A 23,786-nucleotide genomic window follows, 5' to 3' on the forward strand; every position below is an offset into this window, starting at 1 on the left:
GAGGAGTCTCTCATGTTCTCCAAGCTCCCTACCGCTGCCAAGGGTGTCGTCCCCGGCGCGATGGTCTTGACCCTGGGTCTGGCGCTGGCCGCCTGCGGCCACAAGCCGCCCAAGACCCTGCCGCCCGAGCCGGCCCCCGCCGTCTCGCAGGCTGCGCCGCCCCCGGCGCCCACCAACCAGGGCCCCGTGCCCGGCAGCGCCGCTGACTTCGTGGCACAGATGATGGGCAAGGACACCATCCACTTCGCGCTGGACAAGTACAGCGTCGATCCCGGCGAGACGCCCGCCCTGCAGGCTCAGGCCCAGTGGCTGATGCGCTATCCGTCGAAGAAGGCCACCATCGAGGGCCACTGCGACGAGCGCGGCACCCGCGAATACAACCTCGCCCTGGGCGAGCGCCGCGCCACCGCCGCGAAGAACTACCTCGTCTCGCTGGGCGTCGATGCCTCGCGCCTGACGACGATCTCCTACGGCAAGGAACGCCCGGTCGACACCGCCTCGACCGAGGAAGCCTATGCCCGCAACCGCCGCGCTGTGACTGTCGCCATCGACTGATCACGCCGCTCTGGTTGGAAGAACGCCCCGCTGGCTGGTTGGCTGGCGGGGTTTTCTTTTTTCGGGGTTGGAAGGCTAGAAAGATGCGAGGGGGTTACCCCCTCGCGCTCCCATTCCGTCTTCCGGCTCATGGGCAGTGGCGCCCGATCTCTGCGCCAGCATCGCCGCGCCGCAGGCTATGGCATCCCTGCCTGCGGCGCGGCAAGCTGGGCGCGAGGCTGAACCCGTGGCGCTGAGGCGGACACTAAAGGGAGCGCGAGGGTGATGACCCTCGCATCTTTCTTTCCTTCTGCCTTGCCCCTTAACCTTCTTCCACCCGAATCCTTGCGCGCAGCCCCGAATCCCCCCACAATGGAAGACTATGAACCGCGCACGTCGATCAAATGACTGGGGCTTTCCGCGCTGGCGGGGCTATGAGGCTGGGCGCGAGGCGGCGCAGATCCGCCTGTGCGACCGTGCGGGCTGCAATGAGCCCGGCAATTGCCCGGCGCCCAAGTCACCCAACAATCCGGACCGCTGGTATTTCTGCCAGCAGCATGCCGCCGAATACAATTCGGGCTGGGACTATTTCGCCGGTCTGGACGCCGAAGAGGCCGCCAGCCGGGAGCAGGCCGAGCAGCAGACTCACAGCGGCTATCGTGAGAGCGCCTATTATGGCTGGGCCGGATCGGGCGACGGCACGCGCAGCCGCGATGAGCTGAAGGCGCTGGAGGTGCTGGGGCTCGATCCTGACGCCGATTTCGATGCGGTGCGCAAGGCATGGCGGACCAAGGCCAAGGCTGTGCATCCCGATGTGCGCCCCAATGATGCCGAGGCGGCCAAGGCCTTCATGGGCCTTCAGGCCGCCTATGAGGTGCTGCGCGTGGCCGAGGAGCAGCGCAGCTGGAAGGGCGCCGGGGTGTGAAATCTTTCATCGCCATCATGACGATGGCGATGGGCATGGGGTTCGCTTCCGTTGCTTGTGCTCGGGAGGCAGCCGGGGCATCGGCGCCTGAAGCTGCGATCATCTATGAAAATGAGGCGCCTGGGCTGTGCTATGATTGCACCCGGGTCAGGATCGCCGTGACGTCTGAAGGTCAGGTGTCGATCACGCGATGGCGGGTGGGGCCCGGCGCTTATGGACATACCGGCCCGGTGATGACGCAGGACAAGGTGTCCCGGGCGCGTGTCCGGGCTTTCGCCAGAGCATTGGCGCCCTATCGCCCGAGTGAGGGCAGGGTGAAGCTGCCGACCGCTTGTTCCGTGTTCGTCACCGAGGCTGGCGGGCTGACCATAGGCTGGAGCGATTCCCTTGGGCATCAACAGCTGAACGTCGATTATGGCTGCGATCCGGCGCGATATAGGGCCATGTTCGGTGCCTTGAGAGATGCGCCCCACCGGCTGGGGCTGGGCGATCTGCTCGGCTCGCTCGGCAGTCTGCGTCATGCCAGGGGCTCGTCGCGGCAGGTGCTACAACCGGCTCACGGGGCAAACAAAAAGGCGCCGCTTCCCCAAGGAAGCGGCGCCTCTTCGTAGATCGAACTGCCTGCCTGATTGGCCGGAAATGGCCGCAAGGCGGAACGAGGTCCGATCCTTATACGCTTACTTCGGCGAAACCACCATCAGCATCTGGCGGCCTTCCATGCGCGGATAGGCCTCCACCTTGGCGATCTCGGCGATGTCTTCCTGCACGCGGCGCAGCAGGTTCATGCCCAGCTGCTGGTGCGAAAGCTCACGACCGCGGAAGCGCAGCGTCACCTTGACCTTGTCGCCTTCCTCGATGAAGCGGTGCATCGCCTTCATCTTGGTGTCGTAGTCATGGTCGTCGATGTTCGGACGCATCTTGATCTCCTTGATCTCCTGCGTCTTCTGCGACTTGCGGGCGAGATTCGCCTTCTTCTGCGCCTCGTAGCGGAACTTGCCGACATCGAGGAACTTGCAGACCGGCGGATCGGCGTTGGGCGACACTTCGACCAGGTCAAGCCCGACCTCGAAGGCCTGCGCAATCGCGTCGCGGGTGTTCAGCACGCCGAGGTTTTCACCTTCGCCGTCGATCACGCGCACCTTGGGCGACTGGATAAATTCGTTGTAGCGTGGCCCGCTCTTAACGGGGGGCGCCATACTGCGCCGGGGTGGGGGAGCTATAGTCTTCTCTCCTGTGGTAGCCGATACAAGAACGGGCGACACCAGAGCGCACCCCCGTCCGGGCCGGACACGAAGTGTCGAAGCCGTATCGGGAGTGCGCTCTGGTGCCGCGCGAACCTGAATGCGTCTTTAAAGCGATTCCTGCAGGCGGCAAAGCGATATTTTCCGCTTATCCGGCGGAAAATCGGGCCTATGCGGGCAGGGGAAAGCGCAGCACCTTGCCGCTGGCCGTCACCAGCGCTTCCAGCTTGCGTTCGGGCGCCAGAGCCTCGCGAATGGGCGGGGCGGAGGCGTCCAGCCCGCCGGTCAGCGTGCCATGGGCGGGCAGGATCATGCGGTTGCCTGCCAGCACGGCGCAGGGGCGGGAGATCAAGCGGCCTTGCAGGCGCAGCCGCAGCTTGGGATGGAAATGGCCGGAGAGTTCAGCGCCTTGCGTGCCGGGCTCGGCGATATGGCGCAGGGCGATGCCGCGGATGGTCAGCTCTTCGGCCACGGTGCCGGGCAGGGTGCTATCCGCCAGACCCTCATCGTGATTGCCGGTGATCCACACCACCTCGGCCCGGCGTGCCAGAGCCTCCAGCAAATCCGCCGCCCCCGATTCGAGCCGCATCGGCCCCTGCGAGTCGTGAAAGCTGTCGCCCAGCGCATAGATGCGGCACGCGCCGGTGGCGGCCTGCGCGGCGGTCAGGCGTTCCAGCGTTTCGCGGCTGTCGTAAGGGGGCAGGAACTGGCCGTGTTTGGCGTACCAGCTGGCCTTTTCCAGATGCAGATCGGCCACCACCAGCGCCTGCTCTTCCGCCCACCACAGAGCCCGGCAGGGCGACAGGCGCCACTCGCCCCCGGCAAAGCCGAAAGCCGCGCCGAAGTCGCTCGCATCGCAGGCCGCATCCGAGGGAACAGAAGGGGAAAGCATGGCTCACCCTTGCCGCGCGGCGCGGGGGATGGCAAGCGACTGTCGCCGAGTTGAAACACCATGCTCCCGGGATGACACGATGACCGAATGGACCGCCCACACGCAACAAGCCCGCGCCTGGTTCGAAAGCCTGCGCGACGCGATCTGCGGCGCCTTCGAGGGGCTTGAGCGGGAGGCCGGATCGGACGCGTCGTTCGAGTACACCCCATGGCAGCGCGCCGCTCACAACGATGAAGACGGCGACACCGGCGGCGGCGTGCGCGGCCTGATGAAGGGCAAGATTTTCGAGAAGGTGGGGGTGAACGTCTCCACCGTCCACGGCACTTTCGCGCCCAATTTCGCCTCCAGCATCAACGGTGCCAGTGTCGAGAACCCCGGCTTTACCGCCACCGGCATCAGCCTTGTCGCGCATATGGCCAATCCGCATGTGCCCGCAGTGCATATGAACACGCGCTTCCTGACGACCACCAAGGCATGGTTCGGCGGCGGCGCGGATCTCAACCCGCCGATCCCCTATGAGGAAGATACGCAGGACTTCCACGCAGCCTTCAAAGCCGCCTGCGATGCTCACGAACCCGGCGACTACGACCGCTTCAAGGCATGGGCGGACGACTATTTCTACATCCCCCATCGTGGCGTGCATCGCGGTGTCGGCGGGATTTTCTACGATCACCTCGATTGTGCCGATCAGGCGGGCTGGGATGCGAACTTCGCCTTCACCAAGGCCGTGGGCGAGACCTTCCTCGACATCTTCCCGCAGATCGTGCGCCGACGCATGGCTGCGGCATACACGCCCGCCGAGAAGCAGACCCAACTGGAATGGCGCGGTCGCTACGCGGAGTTCAATCTGGTTTACGACCGGGGCACGACCTTCGGCCTGAAGACCGGCGGGAATGTCGAGGCCATTTTGATGAGTCTGCCGCCGGAAGCAGCCTGGAGCTGAAGAAGAAAGAGAAAATGCGAGGGCCATCGCCCTCGCGCTCCCTTTAATGTCTATGTTGCGCTTCGGGTTCGGCCTTGCGCTTACTTCGCTGCGCCGCAGGCCGGGACCGATAGCCTGCGGCGCGGCAAGGTGGGGCAGGTGGAGAGATAACGCGCAACGACCGGGCGCCACCAGCCTCTCGTCGGAAGACGTTATGGGAGCGCGAGGGGATAATCCCCTCGCATTTCCTTCTTAAACCTCTTGCCAAAACCCCCTGTCACCAAACTGCCGCAAAAAGCCCTCTGGCGCTTTGGCATTTGCTTGATTACATGGGCCGCCACGAATCGACACGGGCTTGCAGCCCCATGCAGGCCCCACGCAAAGCGGGACAACGCATAGTGGCTAGCATCGACATCGCCCTCGGCCTTACTTTCGACGACGTGCTGCTGCGTCCGGCGGAATCGGACATCGTGCCTTCGATGGCCGACACGCGCACGCAGCTCACCAAGGGCATTGCGCTCAACATTCCGGTGCTCTCCGCCGCCATGGACACCGTGACCGAGGCCGACATGGCCATCGTTATGGCGCAGCTGGGCGGCATTGGCGTGCTGCACCGCAACCTCACCATCGAGGAGCAGGCCGCCGCCGTCCGCGCCGTGAAGCGCTTCGAGAGCGGGATGGTCGTCAACCCCATCACCATCGGGCCCGACGCCACGCTGGGCGAGGCTCAGGCGCTGATGAACGCGCACAAGATCAACGGCATCCCCGTGGTTGAGGGCAGCGGCAAGCTGGTTGGCATCCTGACTCACCGCGACGTGCGATTTGCCGACAACATCGCCCAGCCCGTGCGCGAGCTGATGACGCATGAGAACCTCGCCACCGTGCGCGCCGGCGTCTCGCAGGAAGAGGCCCGTCGCCTGCTCCACGCGCGCCGCATCGAGAAGCTGCTGGTGGTGGACGATGCCTATAAGTGCGTGGGCCTCATCACCGTGAAGGACATCGAGAAGGCGGTGAACTACCCCGCCGCCACCAAGGATGCCGCTGGCCGCCTGCGCGTCGCCGCCGCCACCACCGTGGGCGATAAGGGCTTCGCCCGCACCGAGGCGCTGCTCGATGCCGAGTGCGACGTGGTCATCATCGACACCGCCCACGGCCACAACCGTGACGTGGCCCGCGCCGTCGAGCGCGTGAAGCTGCTCAACCCCAACGCGCAGGTCATCGCCGGCAACGTGGCGACTGCCGAGGCCACCAAGGCGCTGATCGGCGCGGGTGCCGATGGTGTGAAGGTGGGCATCGGGCCAGGCTCGATCTGCACCACGCGCATCGTGGCGGGCGTGGGCGTGCCCCAGCTGACCGCCATCATGGAAAGCGCCGAGGAAGCATCGAAGCACGGTGTGCCCGTGATCGGCGACGGCGGCCTGCGCACCAGCGGTGACGCTGCCAAGGCTCTGGCTGCTGGCGCCAGCTCGATCATGGTCGGCTCGCTGCTGGCCGGCACCGAGGAAGCGCCGGGCGAGACCTTCATCTATCAGGGCCGCGCCTATAAGGCCTATCGCGGCATGGGCTCGGTGGGCGCCATGGCGCGCGGATCGGCCGACCGCTACTTCCAGCAGGACATCAAGGACCAGATGAAGCTGGTCCCCGAAGGCATCGAGGGCCAGGTCCCCTACAAGGGCCCCGCCAAGGATGTGGTCCACCAGCTGGTCGGCGGCGTGAAGGCGGCGATGGGCTATACGGGTTCGGCGACGATCGAGGATCTGCGCACGAAGTCGAAGTTCATCCAGATCACGAACGCCGGTCTGAAGGAAAGCCACGTTCACGACGTGACGATCACGCGCGAGGCGCCGAATTATCCGACGCGTTGATTGAAGGGATTGAAGGGGTAGGCGCGAGGGGGTTACCCCCTCGCGCTCCCTTTAATGTGTACGTTGCGCTTCGGGTTCGGCCATAGAGCTAACGTTGCAGCGCCGCAGGCTTTCAAGACCCTGCGCAGCCCACGCATCATGGTTGATCTGCCTGCGGCGCTTTGCCTTGCGCAGGCGGAGAGACAAGGCACTCGGATCGGGTGCCACCACCATTTCGTCGGAAGACGTCATGGGAGCGCGAGGGGCCCGGAGCATCTCTCTTGAGAGATGCGACCAACAAGGACTCCACCCTCGCATTTTCTTTTTCCCCTTATCTGGTAACCTCTTCCTCATGACCCCTGCTGCCCGCGTCCAAGCCGCCATTGAGATTCTCGACGCGGTGATTGCTGCGGCGAAGGCGGGCGGCGCTCCGGCGGATCGGGTGTTCAGCGAGTGGTTCCGCACCCGCCGCTTTGCCGGATCGAAGGACCGGCGCGCGGTGCGTGATCTGGTCTACAACGCCATCCGCGCTTGCGGCCCCATCCCGGAGAGCGGGCGCGCGGCCATGCTGCGGCTGGTGCAGGGCGATGAGGCGCTGGCGAGCCTGTTCGATGGCGGGCGGCATGCGCCCGAGCCCATCGACCCGGCGGAACCTGTGGCGCAGGGTGGCGTGGCTCCGGCTTGGCTGGAGCGTGCTCTGGAAAGCAGCGGGGTGTCCGGTGAGGAGGCTCTGGCGCTGCTGGATCGGGCGCCGCTCGATGTGCGGGTCAATGCGCTGAAGGCGGAGCGGGATGGGCTGGTGCTGCCGGTTGAGGGTGAGCCTCTGCTTGCGCGTTATGGGCTGCGCTTTCCCGCCAACACGCCGGTTGAGAGCTGGGAGGCTTACGAACAGGGCTTGGTCGAGGTGCAGGATGGCGGCTCGCAGCTGACCTGCGAGGCGGTGGCGGCGCTGCCGGGAGAAACCGTGATCGATCTCTGCGCCGGGGCGGGAGGCAAGACTCTGGCGCTGGCGGCCAGCATGGCGGGCAAGGGGCGGCTGGTGGCCTGCGATGTGGATCGCGCGCGGCTGCAGCGTCTGGCGCCTCGCGCTGAACGCGCCGGGGCTCCGCTGATCGAAACCCTGCTGATGAACCCCAACCGCGAGGCCGAGGCTCTGGCCGATCTGGCGGGCAAGGCCGATGCGGTGCTGATCGATGCGCCCTGCAGCGGCACGGGCACATGGCGGCGCAATCCCGAGGCGCGCTGGCGGCTCTCCGAAAAGGAACTGGCCCGCGTGACCGGCATTCAGAGCCGCTTGCTGGATTTGGCCGCCGCTCTGGTGAAACCGGGCGGACGGATCATTTTCGTCACCTGCTCGCTGCTGGATGCCGAAGGGGCGGATCAACTGCAGGCCTTCCTCAGGCGCGATTCGCGCTGGCAGGCTGACGTGCTGGAACTTGGCGCGGGCCAGCCGCGCGGGGCAGGCGTCAGGATGACGCCCGCGCGCGATGGCACGGACGGATTTTTCGTCGCGCGCCTTAAACGCGTGTGATAGCATCAGGTTCCATGTCGGAGACGATGTCCATACACAGGCGCGAAAGCCCAAGTACGTTCAAGGAAAAAGTCATGCGTTATGCCCCGGTTGCGCTGGTCCTCTCGGCCCTTGCCGCTCTGACGGCCAGTGCAGGACAAAGCGCCACGCCCGAGGTGCTTGATCCCCGCGCCGCCGCGCTGGAGGCTCAGGGCAAGGTTGCTCTGGCCAATGGCGATCTGGACCGGGCGACGGACGGTTTCGAGGCCGCTCTGGCGATTTCGCCGGGCAGCGCGGTGCTGGTGATGGATCTGGCCGATGTGGCGCGCCATCAGGCGATGCCGGGCAAGGCGCTGCATTACTACCGCGCGGTGCTGGCGCGCGATCCAGCCAATCTGGATGCTCTGGCCGGGGAAGGTCAGGCGCTGGCGCAGAAGGGCGCTTTCGACAAGGCCAAGCGCAATCTGGCCCGGCTTGAGGCGATCTGCGGCGATGGCTGCCCGCCCGCGCGCAATCTGGCCTCCGCTCTGACAGCGGCGCAGGCTCAGGCGCAGGTGACGCCCGCTGCGGCCCATGTGGTCAGCGCGGATACGCCCAATTCGGGTGTGGTGAACAACTGAGCCTGCCACGCAAAAGGCAGGCATGAAAAAAGCCGGGGTCGCCATCAAAGCGCCCCGGCTTTTTCGTGCTCCGATCCGATCCGATCAGATCAGCGCCTTGAACTCTTCCAGCACCGATCGATAGACGCGCTTCTTGAAGGGCACGATCAGGTCGGGCAGAGCCTCCGGGTTCACCCATTTCCAGTCGCAGAATTCTGCCGGATCATGGGCTTCCAGATCGATGTCATTGTCCTGTCCGGTAAAGCGGATCAGGAACCAGTGCTGGCGCTGGCCGCGGTACTTGCCCTTCCACAGCTTGCCGATCAGCTCGTCGGGCAGGTCATAGAGCAGTTCGTCGCGGGTCTGGGCCAGGATCACGCCCTGCTCCTCGCGCACGCCGGTTTCCTCGGCCAGTTCGCGCCAGACGGCGGCGCGCAGATCCTCGCCATCGTCAACGCCGCCCTGCGGCATCTGCCAGAAATCGCCTTCATGGCCACCGCTGTTCTCGCGCTGGTCGATCCGCTGGCCGACGAACACCTGACCGGCGGCGTTGACCAGCATCACCCCGACGCAAGGGCGGTAGGGAAGGTGGGTAAAATCATTCATGCTTTCGCTGCCTTGGGGCCCCTTGTGTGGAGCCTTTGATAGTCCGGAAAACGCGGTTTTGTCTTGCTGAAAAATCGCGAAAGGCGGCCCTTAAAGGGTGGATTGGCGCTTGACTAGGTGGGCCTGAGGGTTTTTGATTCGCGGGCGGTTTGGCGGCTGACAGAAAACTGGATGGCTCCGCGTTTGGCACGGGCGTGCAAGAGCAGCCCGGCATGGGAAGAGGCGGATCGGCCAGAGTTAAGGCGCGGACCTCATGGGCGTGGATACTCCATGCCCTGCGATGAGGGATGGATCACGATGAATGTGATTACGCGCTCGATCGAAGATGTTTCCGAAGCTGTGCCCGAGGCGGTTGTCGTGCGTTTCGCGGGCGATTCGGGCGATGGGATGCAATTAACCGGCGGGCAGTTCACGCTTTCCACCGCGCTGTCGGGCAATGATCTGGCGACCTTCCCGGATTTCCCTGCCGAGATTCGCGCGCCTCAGGGGACGCTGTTCGGTGTCTCGGCCTTCCAGATCAACTTTGGCAGCAGCGAGATTTCCACGGCGGGCGACCAGCCCGATGTGCTGGTGGCGATGAACCCCGCCGCGCTGAAAACCAATGTGGCGCATCTCAAGCTGGGCGGGCTGATCATCGCCGATTCGGGTGAGTTCACCCGCCGCAATCTCGACAAGGCCCATTATGACGCCAACCCGCTGGAGGATGGCAGCCTTGCGACATGGACCCTGCTGGCCTTCGACATCAGCGCGCTGACTCTGGAGGCGGTCAAGCCCTTCGGTCTCGGCAACAAGGAGGCGCTGCGCTGCAAGAACATGTGGACGCTGGGGCTGGCGCTGTGGATGTTCGACCGGGACCGCGCGCCGCTGATCCAGTGGCTGAAGGACAAATTCGCCAAAGCCCCGGTGCTGGCCGAGGCGAACATCGCCGCGTTGAACGCCGGGCATGCCTATGGCGAAACCGCCGAAATCGGCGGTCAGGTCCGCAAGCTGCATATTGATCCGGTGCCCGCCGCGCCCGGCCTCTATCGCACCATCACCGGCGCCGAGGCGATCAGTCTGGGGTTGGTGACGGGGGCGCAGCTGGCCGATCTGCCGATGTTTTTCGGCGGCTATCCGATCACGCCGGCCTCGGCGATCCTGCACCATCTCACGAAGATGAAGGAGTTCGGCGTCACCACCTTTCAGGCCGAGGATGAGATTGCGGCCATCGCCTCGGCGCTGGGGGCGGCCTATGCCGGGTCTTTGGGGGTGACCTCTTCCTCGGGGCCGGGCATTGCCTTGAAGGGCGAGGCCATGGGGCTGGCGGTGATGACCGAACTGCCGCTGGTGATCGTCAATTCGCAGCGCGGCGGGCCTTCCACGGGTCTGCCCACCAAGACCGAGCAGAGCGACCTCTATCAGGCGATCTATGGCCGCAATGGCGATACGCCGATGCCGGTGATCGCGGCCCGCTCGCCCGCCGATGCCTTTGAGTGCGCCATCGAGGCCTGCCGCATCGCCACCCAATTCATGACCCCGGTGATGCTGCTGACCGACGGCTATATCGCCAATGCCGCCGAGCCATGGGCTGTGCCCGACCCGGACAGCTTCCAACCCTTCCCGGCCCATTTCCTCACCGAAACCAACGGCGAGGAGGGCAAGGTGCTGCCCTACAAGCGCGACGAAAACGGCGTGCGCCCATGGATCAAGCCCGGCACCCCCGGCCTGATGCATCGCATCGGCGGCATTGAGAAGGCGGTGGATACTGGTGACCTCGATTACGCCCCCGCCACGCATCAGCTCCAGACCGATGCCCGCAAGGAGAAGGTGGATGGCATCGCTCACCATATCCCCGCGCAGGAGGTCGATCAGGGTGCGGCGGGCGGCAGGCTGGTGGTGGTCGGCTGGGGCAGCACCTATGGGCCGATCCGGCAGGCGGTGCGGCGGGCGCGGGGCAGGGGGCTGGATGTGTCGCACATCCATGTCCGCCATCTCTGGCCGCTGCCCGCCAATCTGGGGGACTTGCTGCGCGGCTATGCCAAGGTGCTGGTGCCCGAGATGAACACCGGCCAGTTCAAGACCGTGCTGCGTGATCAATATCTGGTCGATGCGCGGCCGCTGAGCAAGGTGTCGGGCCAGCCCTTCACCATCGCCGAGATCGAAGCCGCCATCGAAGCGGCACTGGCCTGAGAGGGACAAGCGATGAACCAGATGACCACCACCCTCAAGGACTGGGAATCGGATCAGGAGGTGCGCTGGTGCCCCGGTTGCGGCGATTATGCGATCCTCAAGGCCATGCAGCGGGTGCTGCCCGAATTGGGCGTCGATCCGGCCAGCACCGTGTTTGTCAGCGGGATCGGGTGCTCCAGCCGGTTTCCCTATTATATGGCCTCTTATGGCTTCCATACGATCCATGGCCGCGCGCCCGCGGTGGCCACGGGGATCAAGCTGGCCAATCCCGCGCTGGACCTCTGGCTGGTGACGGGCGATGGCGATGGTATGTCGATCGGCGGCAATCACACGATGCATTTCCTGCGCCGCAACATCGATGCGCAGATCCTGTTGTTCAACAATGAGATCTATGGCCTGACCAAGGGGCAATATTCCCCCACCAGCCGCCCCGGCACGCAGAGCCCGACAACGCCTCTGGGATCGGTGGACCGGCCTGCGCTGCCTTGCGCCTTTGCGCTGGGGGCGGGGGCGCGGTTTGTGGCGCGGGGTTACGATACGTCGAAGGAATTGGGGGCGGTTCTGAAGGCGGCGCATGCCCATCGCGGCGCGGCTTTCGTGGAGATTTTCCAGAACTGCATCGTCTATAACAAGGACCGTTTCGCCGATTTCACCGAGAAGGCGGTGGCCCATGAAAAGCAGCTCTGGCTCAAGAACGGCGAGCCGATGCTGTTCAACAAGGGCACGCAGGGCATTGCTCTGGATGCGCAGCGGCTGACGCTGAAGATCGTCGACGTACCCGATGGCGACTGGCAGGCGGTGGGGGTGATCACCCATGATGTGACCAACCGCAGCCTTGCCCATATGCTGGTCGAGCTGCCGATGGACAGCTTCCCCGTGGCGCTGGGCGTGATCTATGACGACCCCCGCCCCACCTATGAGGATGAGATGCTGGCGCAGGATGCACGGGCACGATCAGGCAAAAGCACCGATCTGCGCAAGCTGCTGAGCAAGGGCCAGACATGGCGGGTGGAAGCCTGACATATCTTGCTGCCATGTGTATTGGTGATATAGTTCACCATATCAATGAGTCGGCAAGGACAGGCTTATGGCAGCAATCATTGGCGGTGATCACACCTTCGAAGGCGACAGCGATTTCAGCGGCATGATCAAGGGCGATGCCATCATCGCGGCGGGCGCCAAGCTGCGTCTGCAAGGCATGGTGAATGGCGATGTGACCGTGAGCGAAGGCGCGCGGCTGGATCTGCTGGGGATGGTCAAGGGTGACCTCATCATGCAGCAGGGCGCCCATGCCACAGTGGCCGGCGCGGTCGGCGGCGATATCGTCAATCATGGTGGCACGGTGGAGCTGAACTGATCGCTCACCTGCCCCAAAGGGCATCTGTCATCCTCCGTTCTTGCCCCTAGCTCGAAAGGATGAGCAAACCCGTTCTCCTCTGGCTGCGCCGCGATCTGCGGCTGGCCGACCAGCCAGCCCTGCGCGCCGCCGTGGACAGCGGATCGCCGGTGATTCCCGTCTATGTGCTGGATGACGAAACGCCGCGCCACCGCAAGATGGGCGGGGCCAGCCGCTGGTGGCTGCATTTCTCGCTGGAGAGCCTGTCGCGGGATTTGCTGCAGCATGGCAGCCGCCTGATCCTGCGGCGCGGGCGCAGCGACGCGGTGCTGGCCGCTCTGGCGGAAGAGAGCGGCGCGCAGACCGTCCACGCCCTGCATCACCACGAACCATGGTGGCTGAACGCGGAAAAGGCGGTGGCCAAGGCCGGGCTGGATCTGCAGCTGCACCACGGCAATTATCTTGCGCCTCCGGGCAGCGTGACCAGCGGGGCAGGGACGCCCTATCGCATCTACACGCCCTTCTGGCGGGCCTTGCAGCAGCATATGCCTCCCCCGCCGCCCGTGGCCAAGCCGCGCCATATTCCCGCGCCCGCCCATTGGCCCAGGAGTGACGATCTGGCCGACTGGCATCTGCTGCCCACCAAACCCGACTGGGCGGCCGGCTTCCGCGCCGAATGGACGCCCGGCGAAAAGGGCGCCCACACCCGCCTGCATGACTTCATCGAAGAGGCCCGCCATTATGGCGAGACGCGCAACCTGCCCTCGCGGGAAGGCACCAGCCGCCTCTCGCCCCATCTGGCCTTTGGCGAGATCAGCCCCGCCCAATGCTGGCACGCGCTGGAGGATGACGACAGCGAGGGCGCGCAGATCTTCCGCTCGGAACTGGGCTGGCGCGACTACGCCCAGAACCAGATCACAACCATGCCCGATTACGGCGCCCGCCCGGCCAACTCCGCTTTCGAGCATTTCCCCTGGCGCGACGATCTCGATGATCTGCACGCATGGGAAAAGGGCCGCACCGGCTACCCCATTGTAGACGCCGGCATGCGCCAGCTGTGGCACACCGGCTGGATGCACAACCGCGTGCGGATGATCGTCGCCAGCCTGCTGATCAAACATCTGGGCATCGACTGGCGCGCGGGTGAATGCTGGTTCTGGGACACGCTGGTCGACGCCGATTACGCGCAGAACAGCGTCAATTGGCAGTGGTCGGCGGGGTCAGGCGTGGACGCCAACCAGTTCACCCGCATCATGGCTCCGCTGACGCAATCGGAGAAGTTCAACGCCGGGGACTATATCCGCCAATGGGTGCCCGAGCTGGCGGGTGTTGACGGTGACGAAATCCACGATCCCTCGCCCCTGATCCGCCACAAGACCGGCTATCCCGAGATGATCGTCGCCCATGTCGAGGGGCGGGAGCGGGCTTTGGGGGCTTACCGGGTGATGAAGACAGCGGCAGGATAGAAAAGGGAGACATGCGAGGGGCGCTATGGTTGGCCGCCGCTCCGGCCCCTCGCGCGCCCGTTATTGGGTGCGCTCGTTCCGGACCAGAAACAGGATCGAGAGATTCTGCGTCGGGCGCCAGTTGGTGTGCGTCACCTCAAAGCGCGTGGGGCTGATCTTGCGCACGCCGTCACCGCAGAAGCTGACCAGATCGCCGGGCTGTTCCTTGTCCACCGTCAGCTTGAACTGGCCGATCGGCGCCTTCCAGTTGCCGCCGGTGACCAGAATGTAATCGAGCCAGTTTTCGGAATAGACCACACGCCCCGCTTTCGCCGTCCGCCGCAGCCCCGCCAGCAGTGACGGCTCGACGCAATAGCGCTTCTCGGTTTCCGGGTCTTTTTCCTCGCCCAGCATGGTCATCACCGTGCCCCCCACAGAGGGCTTGTAACGATGCTCCACCACCACCGGCACGCCGGCAGGAAAGCGCTGAACCCAGTGATAGGTGGTGTGCAGCGACCAGCTTGGATCACCATTCTCCTCGATCAGTTTCAGGCGCACCGCTTCGGCATGTCTGGCAGCCGAAAGACGGTCCAGCGCGCCCCCCGCAACCTCGCTCTCCGGCGTGAGCGGTATGCCATTGCTGCGCAGCCAGGCGGTGCGATCCACCGTGCCGGTCATCGCTTTCTGCTCCATCTCCATCGTCACCGGCTTGCCGTCGACCCTGGTGGTGAAGCCAAGGAAATTGTCAGAATCGCTGACCGGGATCGAAACATCGCTCTCGAAGAAATAAGGCCCGCCGATCGGGGGCAGGGGGAAGGCCACGCGGCTGGTCACATCCTTGCCGCTGGTGTTGAGGAAGGTGTAGCGCACCACCACCTCGGAACGGGAAATGCGCAGATCCTCGCTGCGCATCTCGATGGCATCGCTGCGGGTGAGGACCAGCCCCCCAGCAGCCAGTTGAGCCGAGGAATCATTGGCGGATGCAACGCCGGGCAAGCCTGCCAGCAAGGTTGCGGCGATCAGGAGCGCATGAGCTTTCATGGCGTCTGAGTAGCGTTGATTGGCCAGAGAAAAAAGGTCGGAAAAGGAAGATGCGAGGGGATTATCCCCTCGCGCTCCCATGACGTCTTCCGGCGATAGGGCAGTGGTGCCGAAGTGTAGTGTCCCGCCGCTCCACCTGCTTAAGGTAAAGCGCCGCAGGCATTTATGCATTTGATGCATAGGCTATGCCAGAAATTCAAAGCCTGCGACGCAGCAATCTTGGCTCTTCGGCCGAACCCTGGGCGCAACGCAGACATTTATGGGAGCGCGAGGGGGTAACCCCCTCGCATCTTCACGTCTTGCCTGAACCTGAAACGCAAAAAGGCGCGACCGGCATATGGGGCTGCGTAAAAGCCGGTCGCGCCAGATTGGCTGGCGTGCCTTTGCGCGCCGTGGCCGTCACGGGCGGAGGTCTCTTGAACCCTCATACCCTTCGGCAGCGGCCCACTGTGCGGGGGTGGGCCGTGCGAGGTCACATTGGCCCCGCGCGGCTTGACGGGCGCTTATCAGGACGGGTTAACGTCGAAACGATATGGGCTGGGGAAATCACTTAGCAGCGCAGCGGTGATCGCTTCGGCGACAACCTCGGGAGCCTTGACGGAGGCGGGGTTTTCGCCCGGATAGGCTTTCGCGCGCATGGCGGTGCGGGTTGCGCCAGGGTTAACGATCGCCACGCGAATTGCGGAAATATTCTTCATTTCCTGAGCATAGCAATCGAGCAGCACCTCCTGCGCGGCCTTGGTGGCGCCATAAGCGCCCCAATAGGCGCGGGGCTTGGTGGCGACCGAGGTGGTGAGGCCGATCACGCTGGCGCGTTTGGCTTTTTTCAGCATCGGCGTGAAGCAGGTGAGCAGCGCCTGAGTCGCCAGCACATTGGTGCCGATGGCGCGGTTGAAGGCTTTCAGGTCGATGTCCTGCACCGATGTCAGCTGCGGTAGCTGCGCAGCATTGATGACCAGAATATCCAGCGCTTCCCAGCGGCCCGAGATGGCGGTGGCGAGGCGGGCGATGGCATCGGGCTCGGTGAGTTCGAGCGGGGCGATGCTGGCCGAGCCGCCCGCAGCATGGATCGCTTCCTCGACGCTTTCCAGCGCCCTGGTGTCGCGCCCGGTCAGGATCACATGGGCGCCTTGCGCGGCCAGCGCCTGAGCGGTGGCCGCACCGATCCCCCGGCTGGCGCCCGTAACCAAAGCGAGTTGGCCCTCGAAGGGGCGGGCGTCAGACATGCGGGGTATCCTTCCAGAGTGTTTTTGCGCCGGGTGATATCACCCGGCGACCCGGAAAAGGCGACAACAAACTGATTCAGAGCGTTTTCAAACCGGGTGGTACACCCGGTGGCTTGGAAAACGCGGCAACACAAGACTAGGCGGGGATCTTGACGTCATCGCCCTTGCCGGCCTCGATCAAGTCGGTGAGGCGGGTGGGGTATTCGCCCGAGAAGCAGGCGTCGCAGAACTGCGGGCAGCCATTGTTGCGCTGCTGCTCACCCACGGCGCGATACAGGCCGTCGATGCTGACGAAGGCCAGGCTGTCGGCCTGGATGAAGTCGGTCATCGCCTGCAGATCCATGCGGGCGGCCAGCAGCTTGTTCCGCTCGGGGGTGTCGACGCCGTAGAAGCAGCTGTGCTCGGTCGGCGGGCTGGCGATGCGCATGTGCACTTCGCTGGCGCCGGCATCGCGCATCATCTGCACGATCTTGAGCGAGGTGGTGCCGCGCACGATCGAATCGTCGATCAGCACGATGCGCTTGCCTTCCACCAGCGCGCGGTTGGCGTTGTGCTTGCGCTTCACATCGGCGTGGCGGGCGCCGTCGCCGGGCTGGATGAAGGTGCGGCCCACATAGTGGCTGCGGATGATGCCCAGCTCGAAGGGGATGCCGCTTTCCTGCGCATAGCCGATGGCGGCAGGCACGCCCGAATCGGGCACGGGGATCACCAGATCGGCTTCGGCCAGCGATTCCTTGGCCAGTTCCTTGCCGATCGCCTTGCGCACTTCATAGACCGACTGGCCACCCATCACCGAGTCGGGACGGCTGAAATAGACATGCTCGAAGATGCAGGGGCGCGCGGCAGGTTTGCCGAAGGGACGGTGCGAGACCATCTTGCCATCGTGGCTGACCTGGATCATCTCGCCCGGCTCGACCTCGCGGACGAATTCGGCGCCGATCACGTCAAGCGCCACGGTTTCGCTGGCGAAGATGATGCCATCGCCAAGGCGGCCGATCACCAGCGGGCGAATGCCCAGCGGGTCGCGGCAGGCGATCATGCCTTCGGGCGTCATGCAGATCAGCGAATAGGCGCCCTCGACCAGACGCAGCGCATCGATGAAACGGTCGAGCAGGGTGGGATAGCGGCTGGTGGCGACGAGGTGGATGATCACCTCGGTGTCGCTGGTCGACTGGAAGATCGAGCCCTTCTGCACCAGATCGCGCTTGAGCGTCATGGCGTTGGAAATGTTGCCATTGTGCGCGATGGAGAAACCGCCGCCCGCCAGATCGGCGAACAGCGGCTGGATGTTGCGCAGGCCCGAGCCGCCGGTGGTGGCATAGCGCACATGGCCCGAAGCCATCTTGCCGGGCAGATGAGCGAACAGGTCCTGATTGTTGAAGACATGCGCCACATGGCCGATGCCGCGATGCGAGAAGAATTCCTCGCCATCGAAGCTGGTGATGCCGACCGCTTCCTGGCCGCGATGCTGCAGGGCATGAAGCCCCAGCGCGACGGAGGCGGAGGCGCTCTTCATCCCCACCACGCCGAAGATGCCGCATTCCTCATGCAGGCAATCGTCCTCAAGATCCCAGGGGGTCGAGTCGCGATCGAACGAGGCGGCGGTGTGCGTATGGTCGGTCATGCCGGGCGTGGGTGCCTTTTTGCGCCGGATTCCCGGCGGGAATAACAGGCCCTGTACCTCATGGGTGCATCCCGTCGGGCAGGGCCTCGGGTTCGAGCGCGCCTTTACGAGATTTATGACATTTGGCAAGGGGGGGCGCTGCTGCGCCGGGCCCGAATTGGGAAGTGTGTGGGATTTTCGCAAGGGGGTTGCTGTCACAAATCCGGCAATGCTGGATTTCTAAACCACCCTCTAGGCGGCCACCTGCAACCGCGCCCGCCCACGCGCCTTGGCGATGTAAAGCGCCTTGTCGGCAGAATCGAAGGCTTCCATGGCATTTTCGCCCAGCACGGCCAGACCCATGGAGGAGGTGACCGAAATCGCCATTTCGCCATGGCGCGTGACCGTATGGGCCAAAGTGGCGCCGATGCGCTTGCAGATGCGCTCGGCCAGGGCGATGTCGGCGCCGGGCAGCAGCAGGGCAAATTCCTCGCCGCCGATGCGGGCCAGCATATCGGTGGCACGCAGACCCTGCCGCGCGACGCGGGCAAAGCTGCGCAGCACCTCGTCACCCGCCGCATGGCCGAACCGATCATTGACCTGCTTGAAATGGTCGAGGTCGATCACGGCCAGCGCCGCGGGGCGGTTCTGGGCAATGCAGCCCTCCATCGCTTCCATCAGGGCGCGGCGGTTGGGCAGGCCGGTCAGCGGATCGGTGAAGGCGGCCTCGGCCAGCGCGCTTTCCACGCGCTTGCGCTCAGACATGTCGCGGATCACGGTGACCACGCATTCGGTCAGGCCGCGCCGGTCGGCCACGGCGCGCATATGGGCCTCGAACCAGCGCGGGGCGCCGGTCAGCGGCTGGCTCTGGAACTCCACCAGCACGGTCTCGCCCGGGGCGGAGATGGCGCTGGCATGGGCCTCGATCACGCGGCGGCGGTGCTGGGCGCAGACCAGCAGCAGTGCGCGATGGCCCATCACATCCTCAGGCTGGTGATGCGTCAGCGTCAGCAGCGAGGGCGAGACGAAGCGGATGCAGCCATCGAGCCCGGTGCTCATGATCACATCGGTGGAATGGTCGGCCAGCAGGCGGTAGCGCGCTTCGCTTTCGCGCAATTCGCCAAGGCTGCGGCGCAACTGGGTGACGAGCCCGCTGATGGGGGTGATGCAGGCCATGGTCAGCAGCAGATAGACCTGCACCGAGGTCAGCTGCACGGAAAACGGCACATGAAGCAGCGTCAGCGGGCCATGGCCTTCCATGGCCACCACCACCGCCGCGCTGGCCAGCAGCGCATACATGCAGCTCAGCGCGATCAGGTCGATCCACAGCATGGCGGCCACCAGCACCAGCACCGGCAGGAACAGCAAAGGCCGGTCCGACAGGCCGAAGGAGAGAATCGCCGTGCCCGTCATCAGCACCGGAAAGCCCAGCGACAGTGTCTTGCGCAGGCTCCATGCCGTGGAACGGGCGCGGCCGTTTTGCCAATATTGGCGCCAGAGGCGCTGCATGCGTGTCAGGCAGGGCAGGAACATCATCAGCCCCAGCGCATGGCCTAGCATCCAGTCGCGCGCCATGGGCCAGCTCTCATGCGAGAAATGCTTCAGCACGCCCCAGAGGATCATCCCGCCGACGATCGGCGGGATCAGGCTGACCAGAAAGACCAGCCGCATCAGCCAGCCGGTCTCGTCACTGCGCGGGGCGTTTTCATCGCCGCGCGCGCCAGAGCGCCCATGGGGCCGCAGCAGGCGGCGCATCAGCCCGGCGGCGATCAGCGCTTCCACCGTATCGGCGACCACCATCCAGAAGCAGGTCAGCCATTTCAGCCCGTGCCAGGCCAGCAGCGCGCCCAGCGAGCCGACCGAAAGCGCGATGGTCAGGCCCCAGACCCGCCGGCTGCGCGGCGCGATATAGGCCACCAGCAGCGCGGAGGAGGGCCAGATGTAACAGAAGCCGCTGCCCAATGGCGTCGCGCTCATGGCCAGCGCTGCAAGCAGCACATAGGCCATGGCAATGTTGATTGCCGAGATGTGGGAGGGTTTGGTCGCCATGCCTCAGGAAAATTACGGGAACACCCTTAACATGCGGTAAGGATGGCCGTCCCCAGGGCGAAAGCCGATGTAAAATTTCATCAGTGGTGGCGCTTTTTTGCATCAGCATTGATCGGCCGCGGTGGCATGCCGCATGGGTCGATGTCCTGCGGGAAAGATTGCCAGCAGCCAGTCACATCCTTAAAGGCATGGGCTCCGTTGCGATCCGGCCTGCGCGCCGTGTTCGCGCATGATGTTTGCAAACCGATCGGACCCTTTCGGCGTGATCCTCTCGACCTTTGAATGGACTGTCGCCCGGCGCTATCTGCGCCCCGGGCGCGGCGAGGCCTTTATCGCCATGGTGGCAGGCATCAGCCTGGTCGCCGTGGCACTGGGCGTGGCGGCGCTGATCATCGTGATGTGCGTGATGAACGGCTTTCGCGCCGAGCTTTTCGACAAGGTCTCCGGCCTCAACGGCCATGCGGTGATCCAGGGCTATGGCGGCCGCCTCGACAATTGGCAGGACATCGTGAAATCCGCCAAGGCCACGCCCGGCGTGATCCAGGCCAGCCCATTGATCGAGCAGCCCTTGCTGGGCAGCTTCAACGGGCGCGTTTCGGCCATGGTGATCCATGGGCAGACGGCAGAGGATATCGCCAAGCTGTCGGCCAAGGTCGTGGCGGGCAACATCAAGGATCTGCGGGCAGACAGCGGCAATGTCGCCATCGGCAAGACGCTGGCCGAGGATATGGGCGTTCAGGTGGGCGATTCGATCACCATCATCAACCCGGCGGGGCGCTCCACGCCTTTCGGTACGGTGCCGCGTCAGGTCAGCTACACGGTGGCGGCGATCTTCGAGATCGGCGTCTATGATTTCGACAAGGCTTTCGTCATCATGCCGATACATGATGCCCAGACCCTGCTGCTGATCGGCGATGCCATCAGCGGGGTTGAGATCAAGGTCGACAATCCCGATCGCGTGACCGAAATTCTGGCACCCCTGTCGGCCAAATGGGAAGGCCACGCGGCGATCAGCGACTGGAAGGCCATTAATGGCTCGCTGTTCCAGGCGCTGGCGGAAGAGCGGGTGGTCATGTTCGTCATCTGCTCGCTGATCGTGCTGGTGGCGGCCTTCAACATCCTCTCCTCGCTGATCATGCTGGTGCGAGCCAAGATGCGCGACATCGCCATCATGCGCACCATGGGCGCCAGCCGTCGCAGCGTGATGAAGATCTTCATGACCGTGGGCTGCACCATTGGCGGGCTGGGCACGGGGCTGGGCTGCATTCTGGCCACGCTGTTTCTGGTGTTCCGCCAGAATGTGGTGAACTTTATCCAGATGCTCACCGGCCAGAATCTGTGGGATCCGAAAATCCGTTTCCTCACGCAATTGCCCGCCAAGCCCGACACCTTCGAGATCGGCGCGATCATTATTCTGGCGCTGGGCCTGTCCTTTGCTTTCACCCTGTTCCCCGCGCTGAAGGCGGCGAGCACGGACCCTGTTCAGGTGCTGCGTTATGAGTGATGTGGTTCGTTTAACAGCGCTGACCCGCAGCTTCACGCAAGGCGGCGTGACGATCGAGGTGCTGCGCGGCGTCGATCTGACCATCGCGCCGGGCCAGATCGTGGCGCTGCTGGGGCCTTCGGGCTCGGGCAAGTCGACCATGCTTCAGGCCGTCGGCCTGCTGGAGGGCGGCTTTGGCGGCAAGATCGAGATCGCCGGCAAGGATGCCAGCGCGATGAACGCCGACGCGCGCACGGTGCTGCGCCGCGACCATCTGGGTTTCGTCTATCAGTTCCACCATCTGCTGCCCGATTTCTCGGCGCTGGAGAATGTGGTGCTGCCTCAACTGGTGTCCGGCAAGGGGCGGGGTGAGGCCGAGGCGCGCGCCAGCGACTTGCTGACCGCGCTGGGCCTGTCGCAGCGGCTCGACCATCGCCCCAGCCAGCTTTCGGGCGGTGAGCAGCAGCGCGTGGCCGTGGCCCGCGCTCTGGCCAATGCCCCGGCGCTGGTGCTGGCCGATGAGCCCACCGGCAATCTCGACGAAGCCACCAGCGACCGCGTGCTTGAGGAATTCCTCAAGCTGGTGCGCGGCAGCGGCGCCGCAGCCCTGATCGCCACGCACAACGAGCGCCTCGCTGCCCGCATGGACCGTGTGGTGCGGCTGGTCGAAGGCCATCTGGTCGAGCAGGCACCCAAGGAGGCCCATCTGTGAGCTGGCCCGCCATCCCCACGCTGAGCGGCAAGCATGTCACCCTGCGCCCGCTGGTCCGCGCCGACCGGGAAGCGCTGCTGGCGGCCTTCGCCCAAGGCTTCGAGCTGACGATGGCCACCATGGCCCCGGGCCCGGCGACCATCGATGGTTGGCTCGACCAGATCGATGCCGACACCGCCCATGGCCGCGCTCAGGTCTTCACCGTGCTGGATGCGGGCGGGCAGGTGGTCGGCACCACGCGCTATCTGCGCATGAATGAGAAGCATCGCCGCGTGGAAATCGGCGGCACGCTCTATGCGCCTGCCGTGCGCCGCACGGGCCTGAACACGCAGGCCAAGCGCCTGCTGCTGGGCCATGCGTTCGAGGGGCTTGAGGTCGGCTGCGTGCAGATCCGCACGGATGTCTTCAACCTCGCCAGCAGGCGCGCCATCGAGCGGATCGGCGCCCGTCTGGACGGCATTTTGCGCGGCCATATGGTTGTCGGCGATGGCGAGGGCGGCACCCGCCCGCGCGATACGGCGGTCTATTCGATTCTGGTCAGCGAATGGAAAGCTATAAAGCGCCATCTTGATGGGCTGATCGCCGCCTACGACTAAAGCAGCGCTCTTGCCAAGTGGGTGGCGAAACGCCACATCGCATATAAAGAACATACGAACAGAAGGATCATGCCATGTCCCAGCCCAGCACCTTTCGCGGCGAATCGCAGCTCCCCCACGGCATCGAGTGGGATCAGGATGCCACGCTGCACCACGCTGGCGACGCGGGCGTTCTGGCCGAGCTGAAGGTGCTGCGCCACGGCCACCTCGCCGACCTGATCCGCTACATCGCCCTGCTGCCCGCCGCTCAGCGCGACCAGTATGAGATCGAGCGCACCGGCCACCACCGCATCAAGTCGGAAGAGGCCATGGAACTCTACAACCACCCCGGCTTCCCCCACGCCGACGCCTGATGGCGCAGCAACGCCTCAGCGATTTCTCCGCGCGCCTGCCAGACGGGCGCGCGGTTTCGCTTTCAGACAAGGCAGGCAAGGTGGTGCTGGTCGTCAACACCGCCAGCCAGTGCGGCTTCACGCCCCAGTACGCCGGGCTGGAAAAGCTGTGGCAGGACTACGGCGCGCGCGGTTTCGAGGTGCTGGCCTTTCCCTGCAACCAGTTTGGTGGTCAGGAGCCGGGCAGCGCAGAGGATATCGCGCAGTTCTGTCAGATGAACTTCGGCCTGTCGTTCCCTGTCATGGACAAGGTTGAGGTGAACGGCCCGGGCGCGACGCCTCTGTGGCAGTGGCTGACGTCCACCGCGCGGGGGATCTTCGGGACGCGCAAGGTGAAGTGGAACTTCACGAAGTTTCTGGTGGACCGCGAGGGCAGGGTGGTGCGCCGCTTTGGGCCTCGGGTGAAGCCGGAAGCCTTGAAGTCGGCCATTGAAGAGCTGCTGTAAGGATTAAGGGAAGATGCGAGGGTGTTACACCCTCGCGCTCCCATTATTTGTCTGCGTTGCGCTTCGGGTTCGGCCTTGGGGCTTTGGACGCTGCGCCGCAGGCAGTTCTTCCCAGCAGAATCCTATCTCCGGGATTGATTGCCTGCGGCGCGTTGCGTTGAGCAGGTGGAGAGCAGGGGCGCTCCATTTCTGAGCCGCTGCGGTTGCGTCGGAAG

At 64.8% G+C, this 23,786-nt stretch carries 23 protein-coding genes; 16 read left to right on the top strand and 7 right to left on the bottom strand.

What is annotated here, in order from left to right:
• Positions 1-12 precede the first annotated feature (12 nt).
• The 3 genes from pal (at position 13) to HGK27_RS02635 (ending at position 2,070) form a co-directional block, all read left to right on the top strand.
• The gene (gene pal / locus HGK27_RS02625; RefSeq protein WP_407674583.1) at positions 13-555 is read left to right on the top strand and encodes a peptidoglycan-associated lipoprotein Pal; all 543 of its coding nucleotides are present in this window, start codon (positions 13-15) and stop codon (positions 553-555) included.
• A gap of 361 nt (positions 556-916) precedes the next feature.
• Positions 917-1,459: a J domain-containing protein gene (locus HGK27_RS02630; protein WP_206238514.1), complete on the top strand. Its 543-nt coding sequence runs from the start codon at positions 917-919 to the stop codon at positions 1,457-1,459.
• Between the two features lie 17 nt (positions 1,460-1,476).
• Positions 1,477-2,070 carry a hypothetical protein gene (locus HGK27_RS02635; protein ID WP_206238516.1) on the top strand — a complete coding sequence of 198 codons (594 nt, stop codon included), beginning with the start codon at positions 1,477-1,479 and terminating at the stop codon, positions 2,068-2,070.
• Positions 2,071-2,136: 66 nt separating this feature from the next.
• On the opposite strand, the gene infC is transcribed toward HGK27_RS02635, so the two are convergent.
• Both infC and pdeM read right to left on the bottom strand, forming a co-directional pair.
• Positions 2,137-2,655 carry a translation initiation factor IF-3 gene (infC, locus tag HGK27_RS02640; RefSeq protein ID WP_206238518.1) on the bottom strand — a complete coding sequence of 173 codons (519 nt, stop codon included), beginning with the start codon at positions 2,653-2,655 and terminating at the stop codon, positions 2,137-2,139.
• Between the two features lie 214 nt (positions 2,656-2,869).
• On the bottom strand, positions 2,870-3,592 hold the full coding sequence (gene pdeM / locus HGK27_RS02645; RefSeq protein WP_206238520.1) for a ligase-associated DNA damage response endonuclease PdeM: 723 nt from the start codon (positions 3,590-3,592) through the stop codon (positions 2,870-2,872).
• A gap of 79 nt (positions 3,593-3,671) precedes the next feature.
• Between pdeM and hemF the strand changes: the two genes are divergently transcribed.
• From hemF to HGK27_RS02665, 4 genes are all read left to right on the top strand, one after another.
• Positions 3,672-4,535: an oxygen-dependent coproporphyrinogen oxidase gene (hemF, locus tag HGK27_RS02650; protein ID WP_206238522.1), complete on the top strand. Its 864-nt coding sequence runs from the start codon at positions 3,672-3,674 to the stop codon at positions 4,533-4,535.
• Positions 4,536-4,921: 386 nt separating this feature from the next.
• Entirely contained in the window at positions 4,922-6,379 is a 1,458-nt protein-coding gene (gene guaB / locus HGK27_RS02655; RefSeq protein WP_206242740.1) for an IMP dehydrogenase, read from the top strand.
• Between the two features lie 331 nt (positions 6,380-6,710).
• Complete coding sequence (locus tag HGK27_RS02660) at positions 6,711-7,889, top strand: RsmB/NOP family class I SAM-dependent RNA methyltransferase (RefSeq protein WP_206238524.1); 1,179 nt, start codon at positions 6,711-6,713, stop codon at positions 7,887-7,889.
• A 74-nt stretch (positions 7,890-7,963) separates the two neighbouring features.
• Positions 7,964-8,488: a tetratricopeptide repeat protein gene (locus HGK27_RS02665; RefSeq protein ID WP_206238526.1), complete on the top strand. Its 525-nt coding sequence runs from the start codon at positions 7,964-7,966 to the stop codon at positions 8,486-8,488.
• An 84-nt stretch (positions 8,489-8,572) separates the two neighbouring features.
• On the opposite strand, the gene HGK27_RS02670 is transcribed toward HGK27_RS02665, so the two are convergent.
• On the bottom strand, positions 8,573-9,073 hold the full coding sequence (locus tag HGK27_RS02670) for an RNA pyrophosphohydrolase (RefSeq protein WP_206238528.1): 501 nt from the start codon (positions 9,071-9,073) through the stop codon (positions 8,573-8,575).
• Between the two features lie 297 nt (positions 9,074-9,370).
• Here HGK27_RS02670 and HGK27_RS02675 point away from each other — a divergent pair, with 297 nt between their 5' ends.
• The 4 genes from HGK27_RS02675 to HGK27_RS02690 all read left to right on the top strand — a co-directional run bounded on the left by HGK27_RS02675 (position 9,371) and on the right by HGK27_RS02690 (position 14,044).
• Entirely contained in the window at positions 9,371-11,242 is a 1,872-nt protein-coding gene (locus HGK27_RS02675) for a 2-oxoacid:acceptor oxidoreductase subunit alpha (protein WP_206238530.1), read from the top strand.
• A gap of 12 nt (positions 11,243-11,254) precedes the next feature.
• On the top strand, positions 11,255-12,262 hold the full coding sequence (locus HGK27_RS02680) for a 2-oxoacid:ferredoxin oxidoreductase subunit beta (protein WP_206238532.1): 1,008 nt from the start codon (positions 11,255-11,257) through the stop codon (positions 12,260-12,262).
• A gap of 67 nt (positions 12,263-12,329) precedes the next feature.
• Entirely contained in the window at positions 12,330-12,599 is a 270-nt protein-coding gene (locus HGK27_RS02685) for a hypothetical protein (RefSeq protein ID WP_206238534.1), read from the top strand.
• A 59-nt stretch (positions 12,600-12,658) separates the two neighbouring features.
• Positions 12,659-14,044 (top strand): cryptochrome/photolyase family protein, encoded by a 1,386-nt coding sequence (locus HGK27_RS02690; protein WP_206238536.1) that lies wholly within the window; start codon positions 12,659-12,661, stop codon positions 14,042-14,044.
• 60 nt (positions 14,045-14,104) lie between these two features.
• Here the strand turns inward: HGK27_RS02690 and HGK27_RS02695 are convergent, their stop codons facing one another.
• The 4 genes from HGK27_RS02695 to HGK27_RS02710 all read right to left on the bottom strand — a co-directional run bounded on the left by HGK27_RS02695 (position 14,105) and on the right by HGK27_RS02710 (position 19,942).
• The gene (locus HGK27_RS02695; protein WP_206238538.1) at positions 14,105-15,064 is read right to left on the bottom strand and encodes a DUF4424 domain-containing protein; all 960 of its coding nucleotides are present in this window, start codon (positions 15,062-15,064) and stop codon (positions 14,105-14,107) included.
• Positions 15,065-15,570: 506 nt separating this feature from the next.
• Positions 15,571-16,290: an SDR family NAD(P)-dependent oxidoreductase gene (locus HGK27_RS02700; protein WP_206238540.1), complete on the bottom strand. Its 720-nt coding sequence runs from the start codon at positions 16,288-16,290 to the stop codon at positions 15,571-15,573.
• Positions 16,291-16,426: 136 nt separating this feature from the next.
• Entirely contained in the window at positions 16,427-17,914 is a 1,488-nt protein-coding gene (gene purF / locus HGK27_RS02705) for an amidophosphoribosyltransferase (protein WP_206238543.1), read from the bottom strand.
• 231 nt (positions 17,915-18,145) lie between these two features.
• Positions 18,146-19,942 carry a sensor domain-containing diguanylate cyclase gene (locus HGK27_RS02710; protein ID WP_206238545.1) on the bottom strand — a complete coding sequence of 599 codons (1,797 nt, stop codon included), beginning with the start codon at positions 19,940-19,942 and terminating at the stop codon, positions 18,146-18,148.
• 262 nt (positions 19,943-20,204) lie between these two features.
• On the opposite strand from HGK27_RS02710, the gene HGK27_RS02715 reads away from it, so the two are divergent.
• The 5 genes from HGK27_RS02715 (at position 20,205) to HGK27_RS02735 (ending at position 23,571) form a co-directional block, all read left to right on the top strand.
• Complete coding sequence (locus tag HGK27_RS02715) at positions 20,205-21,446, top strand: lipoprotein-releasing ABC transporter permease subunit (RefSeq protein WP_206242742.1); 1,242 nt, start codon at positions 20,205-20,207, stop codon at positions 21,444-21,446.
• Positions 21,439-22,137, top strand: a complete 699-nt coding sequence (locus HGK27_RS02720) for an ABC transporter ATP-binding protein (RefSeq protein WP_206238547.1) — start codon at positions 21,439-21,441, stop codon at positions 22,135-22,137. Before HGK27_RS02715 ends, HGK27_RS02720 begins: the two co-directional genes overlap by 8 nt.
• The gene (locus HGK27_RS02725) at positions 22,134-22,733 is read left to right on the top strand and encodes a GNAT family N-acetyltransferase (RefSeq protein WP_241126808.1); all 600 of its coding nucleotides are present in this window, start codon (positions 22,134-22,136) and stop codon (positions 22,731-22,733) included. Before HGK27_RS02720 ends, HGK27_RS02725 begins: the two co-directional genes overlap by 4 nt.
• Before the next feature lie 74 nt (positions 22,734-22,807).
• Entirely contained in the window at positions 22,808-23,086 is a 279-nt protein-coding gene (locus tag HGK27_RS02730; protein ID WP_206238549.1) for a hypothetical protein, read from the top strand.
• On the top strand, positions 23,086-23,571 hold the full coding sequence (locus HGK27_RS02735; protein ID WP_206238550.1) for a glutathione peroxidase: 486 nt from the start codon (positions 23,086-23,088) through the stop codon (positions 23,569-23,571). The genes HGK27_RS02730 and HGK27_RS02735 overlap by 1 nt, the downstream gene beginning before the upstream one ends.
• Positions 23,572-23,786 lie beyond the last annotated feature (215 nt).

Source organism: Novosphingobium terrae (assembly GCF_017163935.1).
In the GTDB taxonomy this organism is placed as follows: Bacteria; Pseudomonadota; Alphaproteobacteria; order Sphingomonadales; family Sphingomonadaceae; genus Novosphingobium; species Novosphingobium terrae.